Source organism: Pseudomonas sp. PICF6 (assembly GCF_009831705.1).
GTDB lineage: Bacteria > Pseudomonadota > Gammaproteobacteria > Pseudomonadales > Pseudomonadaceae > Aquipseudomonas > Aquipseudomonas rhizophila.
In genome coordinates, this window is the sequence record NZ_WUUD01000015.1 from 14,545 (window position 1) to 30,061 (window position 15,517).

Consider the following 15,517-nt stretch of genomic DNA (forward strand, 5'->3'; position numbering starts at 1 on the left):
GCCTTTTGCCAGCAATGGGCGAAAGCTTTGCGGGGTCATCCGCGCAAGTTCGCAACATTTGTTATGCAGAGTGCTTCGAGGGCGAAATTGGCGGACTTCTGAGGCCTCATCTCAGGTAGAATGCGCGCCCGGTTTTTGGAGAAGCTCATGACCCTGCTCAAATTCAGCGATGTGTCCCTTGCTTTCGGCGCTATGCCGTTGTTGGACAAGGTGTCCTGGCAGATCGCCCGTGGTGAGCGGGTGTGCATCATCGGCCGCAACGGCACTGGCAAGTCCAGCATGATGAAGCTGGTCAAGGGCGATCAGAAGCCCGATGACGGCTCGGTCTGGCGCGCGCCAGGCCTGAAAATCGGCGAATTACCCCAGGAACTGCCGGTGGCCGACGAGCGGACGGTGTTCGACGTGGTCGCCGAAGGCCTGGACGGTGTCGGCGCGCTGCTGGCCGAGTATCACCACCTGAGCCAGAACATCGTCACTGATGCCGACCTGGACAAGTTGATGCATGTGCAGCACGACCTCGAGGCCCGCGATGGCTGGCGCCTGCAGCAGTTGGTGGACAGCACCCTGAGCCGTCTGCAACTGCCGGCCGACAAGACCCTGGCCGAGCTGTCCGGTGGCTGGCGTCGCCGGGTGTTGTTGGCCCAGGCCCTGGTGTCCGAGCCGGACCTGCTGCTGCTCGACGAGCCCACCAACCACCTGGACATCGGCGCCATCGCCTGGCTTGAAGAAGCCCTGAAGGATTTCCAGGGCGCGGTGCTGTTCATCACGCACGACCGTTCTTTCCTGCAAAACCTGGCGACCCGTATCCTCGAACTGGATCGCGGCGGCCTGATCGACTGGAACGGCGACTACGCCAGCTTCCTGGTGCACAAGGAAGCGGCGCTGGCGGCGGAAGAAACCGCAAACGCGCTGTTCGACAAGAAGCTGGCCCAGGAAGAAGTCTGGATTCGCCAGGGTATCAAGGCCCGTCGCACCCGCAACGAAGGCCGTGTACGAGCGCTCAAGGCGCTGCGCATGGAGCGCAGTGAGCGTCGCGAGCGCACCGGCAAGGCCAATATTCAGCTGGATACCGCTGACAAGTCCGGCAAGCAGGTGATGGTTCTTGAGAACGTGAGTTTTGCGCACCCTGGCGGCCCGTTCCTGATCAAGGACTTTTCCATGGTGCTGCAGCGTGGTGACCGCATTGGTCTGCTGGGCGCCAACGGTACCGGCAAGACCACCTTGCTCAAGCTGATGCTCGGCGGTCTGGTACCGACCAATGGCAAGGTGGAGGAGGGCACGAAGATCGACGTCGCCTACTTCGACCAGTTGCGCCATCAGTTGGACCTTGAAAAAACCGTCATCGACAACGTTGCCGAAGGCCGCGATTTCATCGACATCGATGGCCAGAGCCGCCATGTGTTGAGCTATCTGGGCGACTTCCTGTTCAGCCCTCAACGTGCTCGTACCCCGGTCAAGGCGCTGTCCGGCGGTGAACGTGCCCGTCTGCTGCTGGCCAAACTGTTCAGCAAGCCGGCGAACCTGCTGGTGCTCGACGAACCGACCAACGACCTGGACGTGGAAACCCTCGAGTTGCTGGAAGAGGTGCTGCTGACCTTCAACGGTACTGTGCTGATGGTCAGCCACGACCGGGCATTCCTCGACAACGTGGTGACCAGCACCCTGGTGTTCGAAGGCGAAGGCCTGGTGCGTGAATACGTCGGTGGTTATCAGGACTGGCTGCGCCAGGGTGGCTCGCCGCGCTTGCTGGGCGTGACTGAGAGCAAGTCCGGCAAGGCCGACCTGAATTCGGCGGTGGTCAAGGCCGAGCCTGCTCCGGTTGCTGCTGCACCGGCGGCGGCACCGGCAAAGAAGAAGCTCAGCTACAAGTTGCAGCGTGAGCTGGAAGCATTGCCGGGTGATATCGACGCGAAGGAACAGCAGATCGCAGCGGTGCAAGCCGAAATGGCTGACATTGGCTTCTACCAGCGCCCTGCGGCTGAAACCGCCAAGGTGATCGCGCATCTGGAGCAGCTGCAGGCCGAGCTGGATGCGCTGGTCGAGCGCTGGGCTGAACTGGACGCTTGATCCACTGTTGTAAAGAATCCCGGTGCTCAGAGATGAACGCCGGGATTTCTATTTGAAACGCTATTCCCCAGTGGGAGCGAGCCTGCTCGCGATAGCGGTGGGTCAGTAATATGGGTATTGGCTGACCCAACGCTATCGCGAGCAGGCTCGCTCCCACAGGTTTAGGTTTTATGTGCGCTTGACCAGATGCACCGCGAGCACATCGCAAGGCGCGCCATGCAGCACGTCGTTGGCTGTAGAGCCCAACAGCAGTGCCAGGCCATGACGGCCATGGCTGCCCACGACGATCAGGTCGCAACCCTGTTCCTTGGCCAGGTGATGGATCTCCTGACGCGGCTGGCCGTAGGTCAGGTGGCTGTATTCCTTTTTCAGGGCGGGGTATTTCACGATCAGCCGGTCAAGGCGTTCCTTGGCTTGATCGAATTGTTGTTGTTGCAACTGGGAAAGGTCCATCGGCACATCACCACCGAAGGCCATGGCCATGGGTTCGACGATGTGAACCAGCGACAGTTTGGTGTCTCGACCTTCGCAAAGGGCCAGAGCACGCTTGACGACGGGATCACATTCTTCAGTGAGGTCGACGGCGACCAGGACGTGTTCGTAGTACATGGAAGGCACTCCAGAGAATTGCGATACGGTAAGTATGGCTGGTTTCAAGCGCATCGACGGCGACGTGGGTCAATCGTCAATGGGCTCATCAGAATTCGGGGAGTACGAATATGACGGTCTGGATAGTGGTGTCAATCCTGTTGGTGGTATTAAGCCCCCTGGCATGGTTGCGCCCGTCCCGTGTTCAGAGCGGTCGCATGGCGTTGCGCATGGAGGCGCGACGCCTTGGCCTGGCCATGCAACTGGCTCCGCAGGAGTGGCCCCACTGGCTCGGGCAGCAGGCGCCAAACCCCTGCGCCCAGTACCATCGGCCCCGACGGGGCAAGCAGCCGGCTATCTGGACCTACTGGCAAACCGCGCCGGGCGTATGGGTCAATCAGTGGCGCGAAGTCTGCCAGGATGAGTCGTTGCTCAATCATTTCGAAAAATTGCCAGCCAACGTCTACAAAATCGAGGCCGACGGGCAAATGATCGCCTTATATTGGGGCGAGAAGGGCGAAGCCGCTGTGTTGCAGGATATTTGCGCGGTGCTCAAGGCGCTGGCCTGAGGCATAAAAAAGCCCGACAGTCTCATCGGGCGGGTTGGCCAGGCAGGCCGGTAATCAAAACGCCTATCCGGACGTTCGTTCGTAACGTCCTTTGCTCAAAATCTTCAATCGCGCTCCCGACAGAGTAGTCGGTTGAATCCAGCGCGCTTGGAATTAGGGCGACTTTTCTAATTATTGATCCTATGAATGGCTGTACATGCAGCGCCGTGTTGCGGATCCGTGCGGTACGTAAATGACCGGGAAGTCGCGTTCAAGCCCCTGTTTAGCGCGATTGACAATTGTCGGAAATTCCGTGAAGGTGGCGTACCCAAATCAAACGGGCGTATGAATTGAGCGTTTGTATTTTCCGAACGTTCCTACAGAACCCCGACTATCGCGTTGACGGGTGTGCCTGGCGGATTGGCGTAGCATCGGCGGTAAACGTCAATGCCGAACCAGCAGTCAGCGTTCAACGTGTACTGTTCAGCTTCCATATCGTGGAGATCAGTTGATGATTTACGAAGGTAAAGCCATCACGGTTAAGGCTCTTGAAAGTGGCATCGTCGAACTGAAGTTCGATCTCAAGGGTGAGTCCGTCAACAAGTTCAACCGTCTAACCCTGAATGAACTGCGTCAGGCTGTGGACACTATCAAGGCAGATGCTTCGATCAAGGGTGTGATCGTCAGCAGCGGCAAGGACGTCTTCATCGTCGGCGCCGACATCACCGAATTCGTCGATAACTTCAAGCTGCCCGATGCCGAACTGATCGCTGGCAACCTCGAAGCGAACCGTATTTTCAGCGACTTCGAAGACCTCAACGTACCGACCGTCGCGGCCATCAACGGCATCGCCCTGGGTGGCGGCCTTGAGATGTGCCTGGCAGCGGATTACCGCGTCATGTCCAGCACGGCCAAGATCGGCCTGCCGGAAGTCAAGCTGGGCATCTACCCAGGCTTTGGCGGTACCGTGCGTCTGCCGCGCCTGATCGGTGCCGACAACGCTATCGAGTGGATTGCCGCCGGCAAGGAAAACCGTGCTGAAGACGCACTGAAAGTCGGCGCCGTGGATGCCGTGGTCGAGCCAGGCAAACTCCAGGAAGCGGCCCTCGAAACGATCAAGCGCGCCATCAGTGGCGAGTTCGACTACAAGGCCAAGCGCCAGCCGAAGCTGGAAAAGCTCAAGCTCAATGCCATCGAACAAATGATGGCTTTCGAAACCGCCAAGGGTTTCGTCGCAGGTCAAGCAGGCCCGAACTACCCGGCGCCGGTCGAAGCGATCAAGACCATCCAGAAAGCCGCGAACTTCGGTCGCGACAAGGCCCTGGAAGTCGAAGCCGCCGGCTTCGTCAAACTGGCCAAGACCTCGGCTGCACAAAGCCTCATCGGTCTGTTCCTCAATGACCAGGAACTGAAGAAAAAGGCCAAGGCCTACGACGAAATCGCCCGTGACGTGAAGCAGGCCGCCGTACTCGGCGCCGGTATCATGGGTGGCGGTATCGCCTATCAGTCGGCGTCCAAAGGCACGCCGATCCTGATGAAAGACATCAACGAACACGGGATCGAGCAAGGCCTGGCCGAGGCGGCCAAGCTGCTGGTTGGCCGCGTCGATAAAGGTCGCATGACCGCGGCGAAGATGGCCGAAGTGCTCAACGGCATTCGTCCGACCCTGTCCTACGGCGATTTCGGCCATGTCGACCTGGTGGTCGAAGCCGTTGTCGAGAACCCGAAGGTCAAGCAGGCGGTACTGGCTGAAGTCGAAGACAAGGTCAAAGAGGACACCATCCTCGCTTCGAACACCTCGACCATTTCCATCTCGCTGCTGGCCAAGGCCCTCAAGCGTCCGGAAAACTTCGTCGGCATGCACTTCTTCAACCCAGTGCACATGATGCCGCTGGTGGAAGTGATCCGTGGCGAGAAGTCCAGCGAACTAGCGATCGCCACCACCGTGGCCTACGCCAAGAAAATGGGCAAGAACCCGATCGTCGTCAACGACTGCCCGGGCTTTTTGGTCAACCGCGTACTGTTCCCATACTTCGGCGGTTTCGCCAAGCTGGTCAGCGCCGGTGTGGACTTTGTGCGCATCGACAAGATCATGGAAAAATTCGGCTGGCCAATGGGCCCTGCGTACCTGATGGACGTGGTCGGCATCGACACCGGCCACCATGGTCGTGACGTCATGGCTGAAGGCTTCCCGGACCGCATGAAAGACGACCGCCGGTCGGCCGTCGACGTGCTCTACGAAGCCAAGCGCCTGGGCCAGAAGAACGGCAAGGGCTTCTACGCCTACGAGACTGACAAGCGCGGCAAGCAGAAGAAAGTGGCCGATTCGTCGGTGCTGGAAGTGCTCAAGCCGATCGTCTACGAGCAGCGCGAAGTCACCGACGAGGACATCATCAACTGGATGATGATCCCGCTGTGCCTTGAAACCGTGCGTTGCCTGGAAGACGGCATTGTTGAAACCGCCGCCGAAGCCGACATGGGTCTGGTCTACGGTATCGGTTTCCCTCCATTCCGTGGCGGTGCGCTGCGCTACATCGATTCGATCGGTGTGGCCGAGTTCGTTGCCCTGGCAGACCAGTACGCTGATTTGGGCGCGCTGTACCACCCGACCGCGAAGCTGCGTGAAATGGCCAAGAACGGCCAGAGCTTCTTCGGTTAAGCGCCCAACGACTAGAGCGAGAGAACATTTATGAGCTTGAATCCTAGAGACGTCGTGATTGTCGACTTCGGTCGTACGCCGATGGGCCGCTCCAAGGGCGGCATGCACCGCAACACCCGCGCCGAAGACATGTCGGCGCACCTGATCAGCAAGCTGCTGGAACGTAACGTCAAGGTCGACCCCAACGAAGTCGAAGACGTGATCTGGGGCTGTGTGAACCAGACCCTGGAGCAGGGCTGGAACATCGCCCGCATGGCTTCGCTGATGACCCAGATCCCTCACACCGCGGCCGGCCAGACCGTCAGCCGTCTGTGCGGTTCGTCCATGAGCGCGCTGCATACCGCTGCTCAGGCGATCATGACCGGCAACGGTGATGTGTTCGTCGTCGGCGGTGTCGAGCACATGGGCCACGTGAGCATGATGCACGGCGTCGATCCGAACCCGCACATGTCGCTGTACGCGGCGAAAGCCTCGGGCATGATGGGCCTGACCGCGGAAATGCTCGGCAAAATGCACGGCATCACCCGCGAACAGCAGGACGCCTTCGGCGTGCGCTCCCACCAGCTCGCCCACAAGGCGACCGTGGAAGGCAAGTTCAAGGACGAAATCATCCCGATGCAGGGCTATGACGAGAACGGTTTCCTGAAATTGTTCGACTACGACGAAACCATTCGTCCGGAAACCACCCTGGAAAGCCTGGCGGCCCTCAAGCCGGCCTTCAATCCAAAGGGCGGCACCGTGACAGCCGGTACTTCTTCGCAGATCACCGACGGTGCTTCGTGCATGATCGTGATGTCGGCCCAGCGTGCCCAGGACCTGGGCATCCAGCCGATGGCGGTGATTCGTTCGATGGCCGTGGCCGGTGTTGATCCGGCAATCATGGGCTATGGTCCAGTACCGGCGACGCAGAAAGCCTTGAAGCGTGCGGGTCTGAGTATTTCCGATATCGACTTCTTCGAGCTCAACGAAGCTTTCGCCGCACAGGCCCTGCCAGTGCTGAAAGATCTGAAAGTGCTCGACAAGATGAACGAGAAGGTTAACCTGCACGGCGGCGCGATCGCCCTGGGTCACCCGTTCGGTTGCTCCGGTGCGCGTATCTCCGGCACGCTGCTCAACGTCATGAAGCAGAACGGCGGCACCTTTGGGGTGTCCACTATGTGCATTGGCCTTGGCCAGGGCATCGCCACTGTCTTCGAACGCGTCTAAGCGTTACGTCGATGGAAGCCGGGGCCAAGTGCCCCGGTTTTTGTTTTTCCGGGTTTAGAAAAAAAGATTTTGTTTTTATTTAAAAAATATTTGAGCGAGGGCCGAAGCATGCCGATACAACCTGGGCTCTACCAACATTACAAAGGTCCGCAGTACCGCGTATTCAGCATCGCGCGGCATTCCGAGACCGAGGAAGAAGTGGTCTTCTATCAAGCCCTGTATGGCGATTACGGCTTTTGGGTGCGACCGTTGAGCATGTTCCAGGAGTCTGTCGAAGTTGACGGCGAGCAGGTGCCACGCTTTGCTTTGGTGCAGGCCGAAGAGAGCCTTTTTTCCAAGCCTTGAGGCCGATACCGGGGCAACCCTGCGCTTGACCTCACCTTGCAGCCACTATATATAGCGGTGCCGCGTCAGGCGCCAACCGCCTTTCACTTTTTAGAATTCAGGAATTTTCTGATCCATGGGCAAATCGCTGGTCATTGTGGAATCCCCGGCTAAGGCCAAGACCATCAACAAGTATCTGGGCAACCAATACGTGGTGAAGTCGAGTATCGGCCATATCCGAGACCTGCCCACCAGCGGTTCGGCTAGCGCCAGCAAGGAGCCAGCCGCCAAGCGCGGCAAGGCTGCTGCCGGTGAAGCGCCGGCGCTGTCGCCCAAGGACAAGGCGCGCAAGCAGCTGGTCTCGCGCATGGGGGTTGATCCGGAACACGGCTGGAAAGCCAAGTACGAGATCCTCCCGGGTAAGGAAAAGGTCATCGAAGAACTGCGTCGGCTCGCCAAGGATGCCGACACCATCTATCTGGCGACGGACTTGGACCGCGAAGGGGAAGCCATTGCCTGGCACCTGCGCGAAGCCATTGGTGGGGATGACAGCCGCTACAAGCGCGTGGTGTTCAACGAAATCACCAAGAAGGCCATCCAGGAGGCCTTCTCCCAGCCAGGCGAGCTGGACATCGATCGGGTCAACGCCCAACAGGCGCGGCGCTTCCTTGATCGCGTGGTGGGCTACATGGTCTCGCCGCTACTGTGGGCCAAGATCGCCCGTGGCCTGTCGGCCGGGCGTGTGCAGTCGGTCGCCGTGAAGCTGGTGGTGGAGCGCGAGCGGGAGATCCGTGCGTTCATCCCTGAAGAATACTGGGAAGTCCACGCCGACCTCGGCACCGCCAAGGGCGCCACCGTGCGCTTCGACGTGGCCCGCGAGAAGGGTGAAGCCTTCAAGCCGCTCAACGAAGCCCAAGCCATGGCTGCGCTGGAGAAGCTCAAGGCTTCCAGCTACAGCATCGTCAAGCGCGAAGACAAGCCGACCAGCAGCAAGCCGTCGGCACCGTTCATCACCTCCACGTTGCAACAGGCCGCGAGCAACCGCCTGGGTTTCGGCGTGAAGAAAACCATGATGATGGCCCAGCGTTTGTACGAAGCGGGCTACATCACATATATGCGTACCGACTCGACCAACCTCTCGGCCGATGCCGTGACAATGGCGCGCACTTATATAGAAAGCGAGTTCGGCAAGAAATACCTGCCGGAGACGCCGAACGTCTACAGCAGCAAGGAAGGCGCACAAGAGGCTCACGAAGCGATTCGTCCCTCCGATGCCAACACCGAGCCAAGCAAGCTGTCGGGCATGGAGCGCGATGCCGAGCGCCTCTACGAGCTGATCTGGCGCCAGTTCCTGGCCTGCCAGATGCTGCCGGCGCAATACCTGTCGACCACGGTCACCGTCGGTGCCGGCGACTTCGAGCTGCGCGCCAAGGGCCGCATCCTGAAGTTCGACGGCTACACCCGCGTCATGCCGCAAATCACCAAGCCGGGTGACGACGACGTCCTGCCAGACATGGCCCAGGGCGATGTGATGAAGTTGATCAAGCTTGATCCGACCCAGCACTTCACCAAGCCGCCGGCCCGTTATTCGGAAGCCAGCCTGGTCAAGGAAATGGAAAAGCGTGGCATCGGTCGTCCTTCGACCTACGCGGCGATCATTTCCACCATCCAGGACCGCGGTTACGTGGCGCTGCACAACCGTCGGTTCTATTCGGAAAAGATGGGCGACATCGTCACCGAACGTTTGTCCGAGAGCTTCTCCAACCTGATGGACTACGGCTTCACCGCCGGCATGGAAGAGAACCTCGACGATGTGGCCCAGGGTGAGCGGGACTGGAAAAACGTCCTCGACGAGTTTTATGGCGACTTCAAGAAAAAGCTCGAAGTAGCCGAAAGTGCCGAGAACGGCATGCGGGCCAACCAGCCCGTCATGACCGACATCCCATGCCTGACGTGTGGTCGTCCGATGCAGATCCGTACCGCCTCGACTGGCGTGTTCCTGGGTTGCTCGGGCTACAGTCTGCCTCCCAAGGAGCGCTGCAAGGCGACGGTCAACCTGGTGCCGGGCGACGAAATCGCCGCGGACGACGAGGGTGAATCGGAATCCCTGGTGCTGCGCGGCAAGCACCGCTGCCCGATCTGCAGCACAGCGATGGATGCCTACCTGTTGGATGAGAAGCGCAAGCTGCACATCTGCGGTAACAATCCCGATTGCGCCGGTTACGAGATCGAAGAGGGCACCTATCGCATCAAGGGCTATGAAGGTCCGAGCCTTGAGTGCGACAAGTGTGGCAGTGAGATGCAGCTCAAGACCGGCCGCTTCGGCAAGTTCTTCGGCTGCACCAATCCGACCTGCAAGAACACCCGCAAACTGCTCAAGAGCGGTGATGCGGCGCCGCCGAAGATGGACCCGGTGAAGATGCCTGAACTCAAGTGCGAGAAGGTCAACGACACCTACATCCTGCGCGACGGCGCGTCCGGCCTGTTCCTGGCGGCGAGCCAGTTCCCGAAAAACCGCGAGACCCGTGCGCCGCTGGTGCTGGAGATCGTGCCGCACAAGGACGAAATCGATCCGAAGTACCATTTCCTCTGCGAAGCTCCGCAGAAGGATCCGGAGGGTCGGCCGGCGGTGATTCGTTACAGCCGCAAGACCAAGGAGCAGTACGTGCAGACCGAAGTCGACGGCAAGCCAACCGGCTGGAAGGCGTACTACGACGGCGGTAAATGGACGGTTGAAGACAAGCGCTGATCGCAAAGGCTTGTCTGAAGAGGGGGGGGCTTGCTTTAGGGCTCCCTGTGGCGAGGGAGCTTGCTCCCGCTGGACCAGTCCGATATTTCGGGCGCAGCCGTCCCAATAGCCTCAAGTAAACAAAAGGCCGCATGACAACCCGTAGGTTTTCATGCGGCCTTTTTGTTTTTGCCTTGCAGTGGCCTCGGTTGTTCCACGACACTGTCGCCCTTGCGTGAAGCTTTTATTTCGTTGGGGAGAATGCCGCCATGGCCCACGAACTCTACACCCGCACCAATCAGAAAATTTATTTCGCCGGCCTGTCGCTCGAAGCGCTCGCCAGGGCAGAGGATGGGCGTGCGATGAATTCCCCCGCGCTGACCCAGGCTGGGCGCGAATCAGCGCTGTTTCATCTGTACGGCGCGTTGTTGGGGCTTTGCCACGAAATTGCCGGTTTCTACCGTCTGCCGCAGGCAAATGCGCCCCGGGCCGAACTGTTGTTGACACAAGAAGTGTTGGAAACCGTCGCCATTCCGGAACTGGCCGAAATGGTCGAGCTGGCGCACAACCCGCAAACCTGGCTGGCGCAACTGTTGGCGGCACACGCGGCACTGTTCGAGCCACCCCGTGCTCCTCGCAAGCCTAAGGGCGACGTGACCCAACCTTTGATCATGGCGGTCAATCTGGACGAAGAAGAGCCCGAGCAGGCGTTGAGCCGAGAGGAGCTGGAAAGCTGGCGTCAGAACCTCAAGAGCCTGGCAATCCGCTTTCGCGAAGGGCTGAACGAGTGCTGAGTTTTCCCTCGATCCGTAATATTCGCCCATAACGCTTGGTCAAGATCCCGAGCGAAGCCTGGCCGATGACTATATAATCCTCGCCTTTCGTGGAGAACAGACTTTTATGCCAACGTCCTTTCTAGAAATTGTCGAACTTCCTGATGGCCGCATCGAGCTGCGCAGGGCCGAGGACGAGGGTTCTCTGGTTACCTTGAACTTCTCTGAGGACGCCAAGGCCTTCCTGCAAGGCCAGCACGTCGAAGTCGCCAAGGCGATGTTGAGTGTGGGCGTGCAGATGGCAGGTCGTCTGGTTGAAGGCGAATTCAACAAGGAAGAGGGGCCGCGGGTTCTTCATTGATCCCGCCTGTCGGCTTTTTGGACGATAGTGTTCCTGGCCGGCTTCTCTGTCCTGGAGAAGCCCTGAGTTTTTTAGCCCAATCGAATATTCAGGCTTTGTGCGTCCCCGGTGCGCGCGGCGCTGATCAACTGTTGCCGTGCGGTCGTGGTCAACGGATTGAGCCAGCTGACCACCGTATGGCTGCGGCCCAGGCGCAACGCTTCGCAGGTCAGTTGCTGGGCGCTTTGAGTGCCCCGCGGCTGTAGCAGCAGGATGCGCTCACGGTTCAGGCCCGCATCTCGCAGCCAGGACTGGGTGACACTGGCCGGTGGTGCGATCAGCGTCAGCCAGCGAGCGTCCTGGTCCTGGCTCAGCTCGCGCAGGATCGGCGCCAGCAGGTTCAGGCAGTTCCCGGCGGCACCACGTAACGACAGTTCGCTGAAGGCTTCGGGCTCGGCGCCCCAAGGTGACTCGATCACCTCTTTGAGGGCGGGAACCAGCGGTTGGGCCATGAACGCCTCGAACAGCGGAAGTTGAGTGTGTTGTGGTGTGTGTGGGAACTGCATAAAGCCTCCTTTAGCGGCGAATAACGCCGACACTCAAGCCTTCGATGACCAGATCCTGATCTTTAAGATTGACTTCGATGGGGGCGAACTCGGGGTTCTCGGCAATCAGCCAGACCTTGCTGCCGTCGCGCTTGAAACGCTTGACGGTCACTTCATCACCGATTCGCGCCACCACGATCTGGCCGTTGCGGGCTTCGCGAGTGGTGTGGACCGCAAGAAGATCGCCGTCGAAGATGCCGATGTCCTTCATGCTCATGCCGTGCACGCGAAGAAGGTAGTCAGCTCGCGGATGGAAGAACGATGGGTTGATGTTGCAGGATTCCTCGACATGCTGCTCGGCGAGGATCGGAGCACCTGCTGCTACCCGGCCGATGATCGGCAGGGTGGTTTCGTCGGCCTTGGCCTCGAAACCGGGGATGCGAATGCCACGGGACGCGCCCGGGGTCATTTCGATAGCGCCCTTGCGAGCCAGCGCCTTGAGGTGCTCTTCAGCCGCGTTGGGCGACTTGAAGCCCAGTTCCTGGGCGATTTCCGCGCGGGTCGGCGGGTAGCCGTTGTCTTCGAGGCAGCGTTTGATGAAGGCTAGAATCTCTGCTTGGCGTGGCGTCAGCTTTAGCATATTGATCGCTCTGTCTTTTTATACAGTGACTGGGATTATATACAGTGGGCGCGGCTTGGCAATCCTCCTTTTCGCACAGGCCGCTGGACGGTCGGTCGGGCCGCAAAAACGTCATGGGCTACAGCGGGCCGCAGGTGTGGTTAAATATCTGACCGAGCGTTCGCAAAACGTCCCGGCAGGCTTGACAACCCCAAGGCTGAAACGTATGTTTCAAACAAGTGTTTGTCAGGCGGAGTAGCCATGGCCCAGTCGGAAACCGTAGAACGCATTCTCGATGCTGCCGAGCAATTGTTCGCGGAAAAAGGTTTCGCTGAAACCTCATTGCGTCTGATCACCAGCAAGGCCGGGGTGAACCTGGCGGCGGTGAATTATCACTTCGGTTCGAAGAAAGCGCTGATCCAGGCCGTGTTCTCGCGTTTCCTCGGGCCTTTCTGTGTCAGCCTGGATCGTGAGCTGGAGCGGCGTCAGGCCAAGCCTGACGTCAAGCCAACCCTGGAAGAGCTGCTGGAGATCCTGGTCGAGCAAGCCCTTGTCGTGCAGCCACGCAGCGGTAACGACCTTTCCATTTTCATGCGCTTGCTGGGCCTGGCATTCAGCCAGAGCCAAGGCCACCTGCGGCGGTATCTGGAAGACATGTACGGCAAGGTTTTCCGCCGCTATATGCTTCTGGTCAACGAGGCCGCGCCGCGCATTCCGCCGATCGAGTTGTTCTGGCGCGTGCATTTCATGCTCGGCGCCGCTGCCTTCAGCATGTCCGGCATCAAGGCGCTGCGGGCCATCGCTGAAACCGATTTCGGTGTGAATACCTCGATTGAGCAAGTGATGCGTCTGATGGTGCCATTCCTGGCTGCTGGCATGCGCGCCGAAAGTGGCGTCACCGATGAGGCCATGGCTGCCGCGCAGTTGCGCCCGCGCAGCAAATCAACCCCGGCGCTCGCCAAGGCCTGAGTGCACGGGTGGGCGCGGCTGCCTACATCCGCTAAGCTAGCGGCCCATGCCGACTCTCGTTTCGAACCCGCTTTATATTTCATTGCATAACCGTGACCTGCCGGGCCTGGAGCCCGGCGGCGCGGTCGTGCGTGCGCCGCTGTGCGGGTTCATTGTTATCAAGGAAATATTATGACTGCTGGCCTGCAAGGCTCGTTGATGGTGGACGTCGCCGGTACCTGGTTGACGGCCGAAGATCGCCACCTGTTGCGCCAGCCCGAAGTGGGTGGCCTGATCATTTTTGCTCGCAATATCGAGCATCCACGCCAGGTGCGCGAGCTGAGCGCCTCGATTCGCGCCATCCGCCCCGACCTGCTGCTGGCGGTCGATCAGGAAGGCGGGCGTGTGCAGCGCCTGCGCCAGGGGTTTGTGCGTTTGCCGGCAATGCGGGCGATTGCCGACAACCCGAATGCCGAATACCTGGCCGAGCAGTGCGGCTGGATCATGGCCACTGAAGTGCTGGCGGTCGGCCTCGATTTGAGTTTTGCCCCGGTGCTGGACCTCGATCATCAACGTAGCGCGGTGGTCGGTAGTCGTGCCTTCGAAGGCGACCCCGAGCGCGCAGCGCTGCTGGCAGGTGCCTTCATTCGGGGCATGAACGCCGCCGGTATGGCCGCCACCGGCAAGCATTTCCCCGGCCACGGCTGGGCCGAAGCCGATTCCCATGTGGCCATTCCCAACGATGAGCGCAGCCTTGAACAGATCCGCGCCCACGATCTGGTTCCGTTCGCCAAACTGAGCAAGCAACTGGCGGCCGTCATGCCGGCCCATGTCATTTATCCGCAGGTCGATGCCAATCCGGCCGGTTTTTCCCGGCGCTGGCTGCAGGACATTCTGCGTGGCGAATTGCAGTTCGATGGTGTGATTTTCAGCGATGATCTGTCGATGGCGGGTGCTCATGTGGTGGGTGATGCCGCCAGTCGTATCGAGGCGGCGTTGTCGGCCGGTTGCGACATGGGGCTGGTGTGCAACGACCGCGCCGCCGCCGAACTGGCCTTGAGCGCCGCCCAGCGGTTGAAGGTCAAACCATCGGCGCGCATCGCACGCATGCGCGGGCAGGCCTTCGCCTCCACCGAGTACCGCCAGGACCCACGCTGGCTGACGGCAATCGGCGCGCTGAAAGCCGCCCAACTGATCGATTAAGGACATTTGTCATGACCGTTTACGCAATTATCGGAGGCACTGGCCTGACCCAGCTCGAAGGTCTGACCATTCGCCAGTCCCTGGCAGTAGAAACGCCCTATGGTGCGCCATCGGCCGAGGTGCAGATCGGTGACTACGCCGGGCGCGAAGTGCTGTTTCTGGCCCGTCACGGCCATCCTCATCGCTTTCCACCTCACCAAGTGAACTATCGCGCCAATCTCTGGGCCCTGAAGCAGGCCGGCGCCGAGGCGATCCTGGCGGTCAACGCCGTGGGCGGGATTCACGCCGCGATGGGGACCGGGCATTTCTGCGTGCCTCACCAATTGATCGATTACACCAGCGGCCGTCAGCACACCTATTTTGCCGATGACCTGGAGGCGGTTACCCACATTGATTTCAGCTACCCCTACAGCGAGGCGCTGCGCCAGCAACTGATCGCCGCTCTGGCCGCCGAAGGCTGTGGCTACAGCAGCCATGGCGTCTACGCCTGCACCCAGGGCCCGCGCCTGGAAACCGTGGCCGAAATCGCCCGCCTGGAGCGCGACGGTTGCGACATCGTCGGCATGACCGGCATGCCGGAAGCGGCGCTGGCCCGTGAGCTGGAGCTCGATTACGCCTGCCTGGCGCTGGTGGTGAATCCGGCGGCGGGAAAGTCCACGGCTGTGATCACCATGGCGGAAATCGAGCAGGCGCTGCATGATGGGATGGGGAAGGTGAAGTCGACGTTGGCGCGGGTATTGATGGCTGGCTAGCGGAACAGGCAGTGAAAACGGGCGCAAAGGTTTCCTGCTGCCAGCAAGGGCTATTCGCGCAAGATTCTGTTGTTTTCCCAGTTCACCTCAATGCTGGCCTTGATTGAGGAGGAGCTGCAAAAGCGCAGCCTTGACTATTCGTTGTTGACCGGCAGCACCACGGATCGGCGCACGCCGGTGAGGGATTTTCAAAGTGACAAGGTGTCTACCGGTTAGT

The 15,517-nt window shown here is 60.0% G+C and carries 14 protein-coding genes and 1 pseudogene; 12 read left to right on the forward strand and 3 right to left on the reverse strand.

Annotation, left to right across the window (positions count from 1 at the left end):
- Nucleotides 1–147: 147 nt before the first annotated feature.
- Complete coding sequence (locus tag GSM73_RS07730; protein ID WP_076385602.1) at nt 148–2,067, forward strand: ATP-binding cassette domain-containing protein; 1,920 nt, start codon at nt 148–150, stop codon at nt 2,065–2,067.
- Nucleotides 2,068–2,235: 168 nt separating this feature from the next.
- On the opposite strand, the gene GSM73_RS07735 is transcribed toward GSM73_RS07730, so the two are convergent.
- A complete protein-coding gene (locus GSM73_RS07735) occupies nt 2,236–2,676 on the reverse strand; it encodes a universal stress protein (RefSeq protein WP_047227202.1) in 441 nt (146 codons plus the stop codon).
- Nucleotides 2,677–2,786: 110 nt separating this feature from the next.
- Between GSM73_RS07735 and GSM73_RS07740 the strand changes: the two genes are divergently transcribed.
- From GSM73_RS07740 to GSM73_RS07770, 7 genes are all read left to right on the forward strand, one after another.
- Entirely contained in the window at nt 2,787–3,224 is a 438-nt protein-coding gene (locus GSM73_RS07740; protein WP_076385600.1) for a hypothetical protein, read from the forward strand.
- A gap of 490 nt (nt 3,225–3,714) precedes the next feature.
- Nucleotides 3,715–5,862, forward strand: a complete 2,148-nt coding sequence (gene fadB / locus GSM73_RS07745) for a fatty acid oxidation complex subunit alpha FadB (RefSeq protein ID WP_047227204.1) — start codon at nt 3,715–3,717, stop codon at nt 5,860–5,862.
- 30 nt (nt 5,863–5,892) lie between these two features.
- Nucleotides 5,893–7,068, forward strand: coding sequence for an acetyl-CoA C-acyltransferase FadA (gene fadA / locus GSM73_RS07750; protein WP_025212747.1), 1,176 nt, complete (start codon nt 5,893–5,895; stop codon nt 7,066–7,068).
- 108 nt (nt 7,069–7,176) lie between these two features.
- Nucleotides 7,177–7,413 (forward strand): DUF1653 domain-containing protein, encoded by a 237-nt coding sequence (locus GSM73_RS07755; RefSeq protein ID WP_047227205.1) that lies wholly within the window; start codon nt 7,177–7,179, stop codon nt 7,411–7,413.
- Nucleotides 7,414–7,528: 115 nt separating this feature from the next.
- Nucleotides 7,529–10,141 (forward strand): type I DNA topoisomerase, encoded by a 2,613-nt coding sequence (topA, locus tag GSM73_RS07760; protein ID WP_160892050.1) that lies wholly within the window; start codon nt 7,529–7,531, stop codon nt 10,139–10,141.
- A gap of 248 nt (nt 10,142–10,389) precedes the next feature.
- Nucleotides 10,390–10,914, forward strand: a complete 525-nt coding sequence (locus GSM73_RS07765; protein ID WP_107322906.1) for a DUF6586 family protein — start codon at nt 10,390–10,392, stop codon at nt 10,912–10,914.
- 106 nt (nt 10,915–11,020) lie between these two features.
- Nucleotides 11,021–11,254, forward strand: coding sequence for a hypothetical protein (locus GSM73_RS07770; RefSeq protein ID WP_047227208.1), 234 nt, complete (start codon nt 11,021–11,023; stop codon nt 11,252–11,254).
- 71 nt (nt 11,255–11,325) lie between these two features.
- Here GSM73_RS07770 and sulA read toward each other — a convergent pair whose 3' ends face one another.
- Both sulA and lexA read right to left on the reverse strand, forming a co-directional pair.
- Nucleotides 11,326–11,799 carry an SOS-induced cell division inhibitor SulA gene (gene sulA, locus GSM73_RS07775; protein WP_160892052.1) on the reverse strand — a complete coding sequence of 158 codons (474 nt, stop codon included), beginning with the start codon at nt 11,797–11,799 and terminating at the stop codon, nt 11,326–11,328.
- A gap of 10 nt (nt 11,800–11,809) precedes the next feature.
- Nucleotides 11,810–12,418, reverse strand: a complete 609-nt coding sequence (lexA, locus tag GSM73_RS07780; RefSeq protein ID WP_047227210.1) for a transcriptional repressor LexA — start codon at nt 12,416–12,418, stop codon at nt 11,810–11,812.
- Between the two features lie 240 nt (nt 12,419–12,658).
- Between lexA and GSM73_RS07785 the strand changes: the two genes are divergently transcribed.
- From GSM73_RS07785 to GSM73_RS28200, 4 genes and pseudogenes are all read left to right on the forward strand, one after another.
- A complete protein-coding gene (locus GSM73_RS07785) occupies nt 12,659–13,366 on the forward strand; it encodes a TetR/AcrR family transcriptional regulator (protein ID WP_047227211.1) in 708 nt (235 codons plus the stop codon).
- Nucleotides 13,367–13,549: 183 nt separating this feature from the next.
- Nucleotides 13,550–14,548, forward strand: coding sequence for a beta-N-acetylhexosaminidase (gene nagZ / locus GSM73_RS07790; RefSeq protein WP_178129666.1), 999 nt, complete (start codon nt 13,550–13,552; stop codon nt 14,546–14,548).
- Between the two features lie 11 nt (nt 14,549–14,559).
- Nucleotides 14,560–15,300 carry an S-methyl-5'-thioinosine phosphorylase gene (locus GSM73_RS07795; RefSeq protein ID WP_047227213.1) on the forward strand — a complete coding sequence of 247 codons (741 nt, stop codon included), beginning with the start codon at nt 14,560–14,562 and terminating at the stop codon, nt 15,298–15,300.
- A 57-nt stretch (nt 15,301–15,357) separates the two neighbouring features.
- Nucleotides 15,358–15,504: pseudogene (locus GSM73_RS28200) on the forward strand (hypothetical protein); the annotation flags it as partial.
- Between the last annotated feature and the right edge of the window lie 13 nt (nt 15,505–15,517).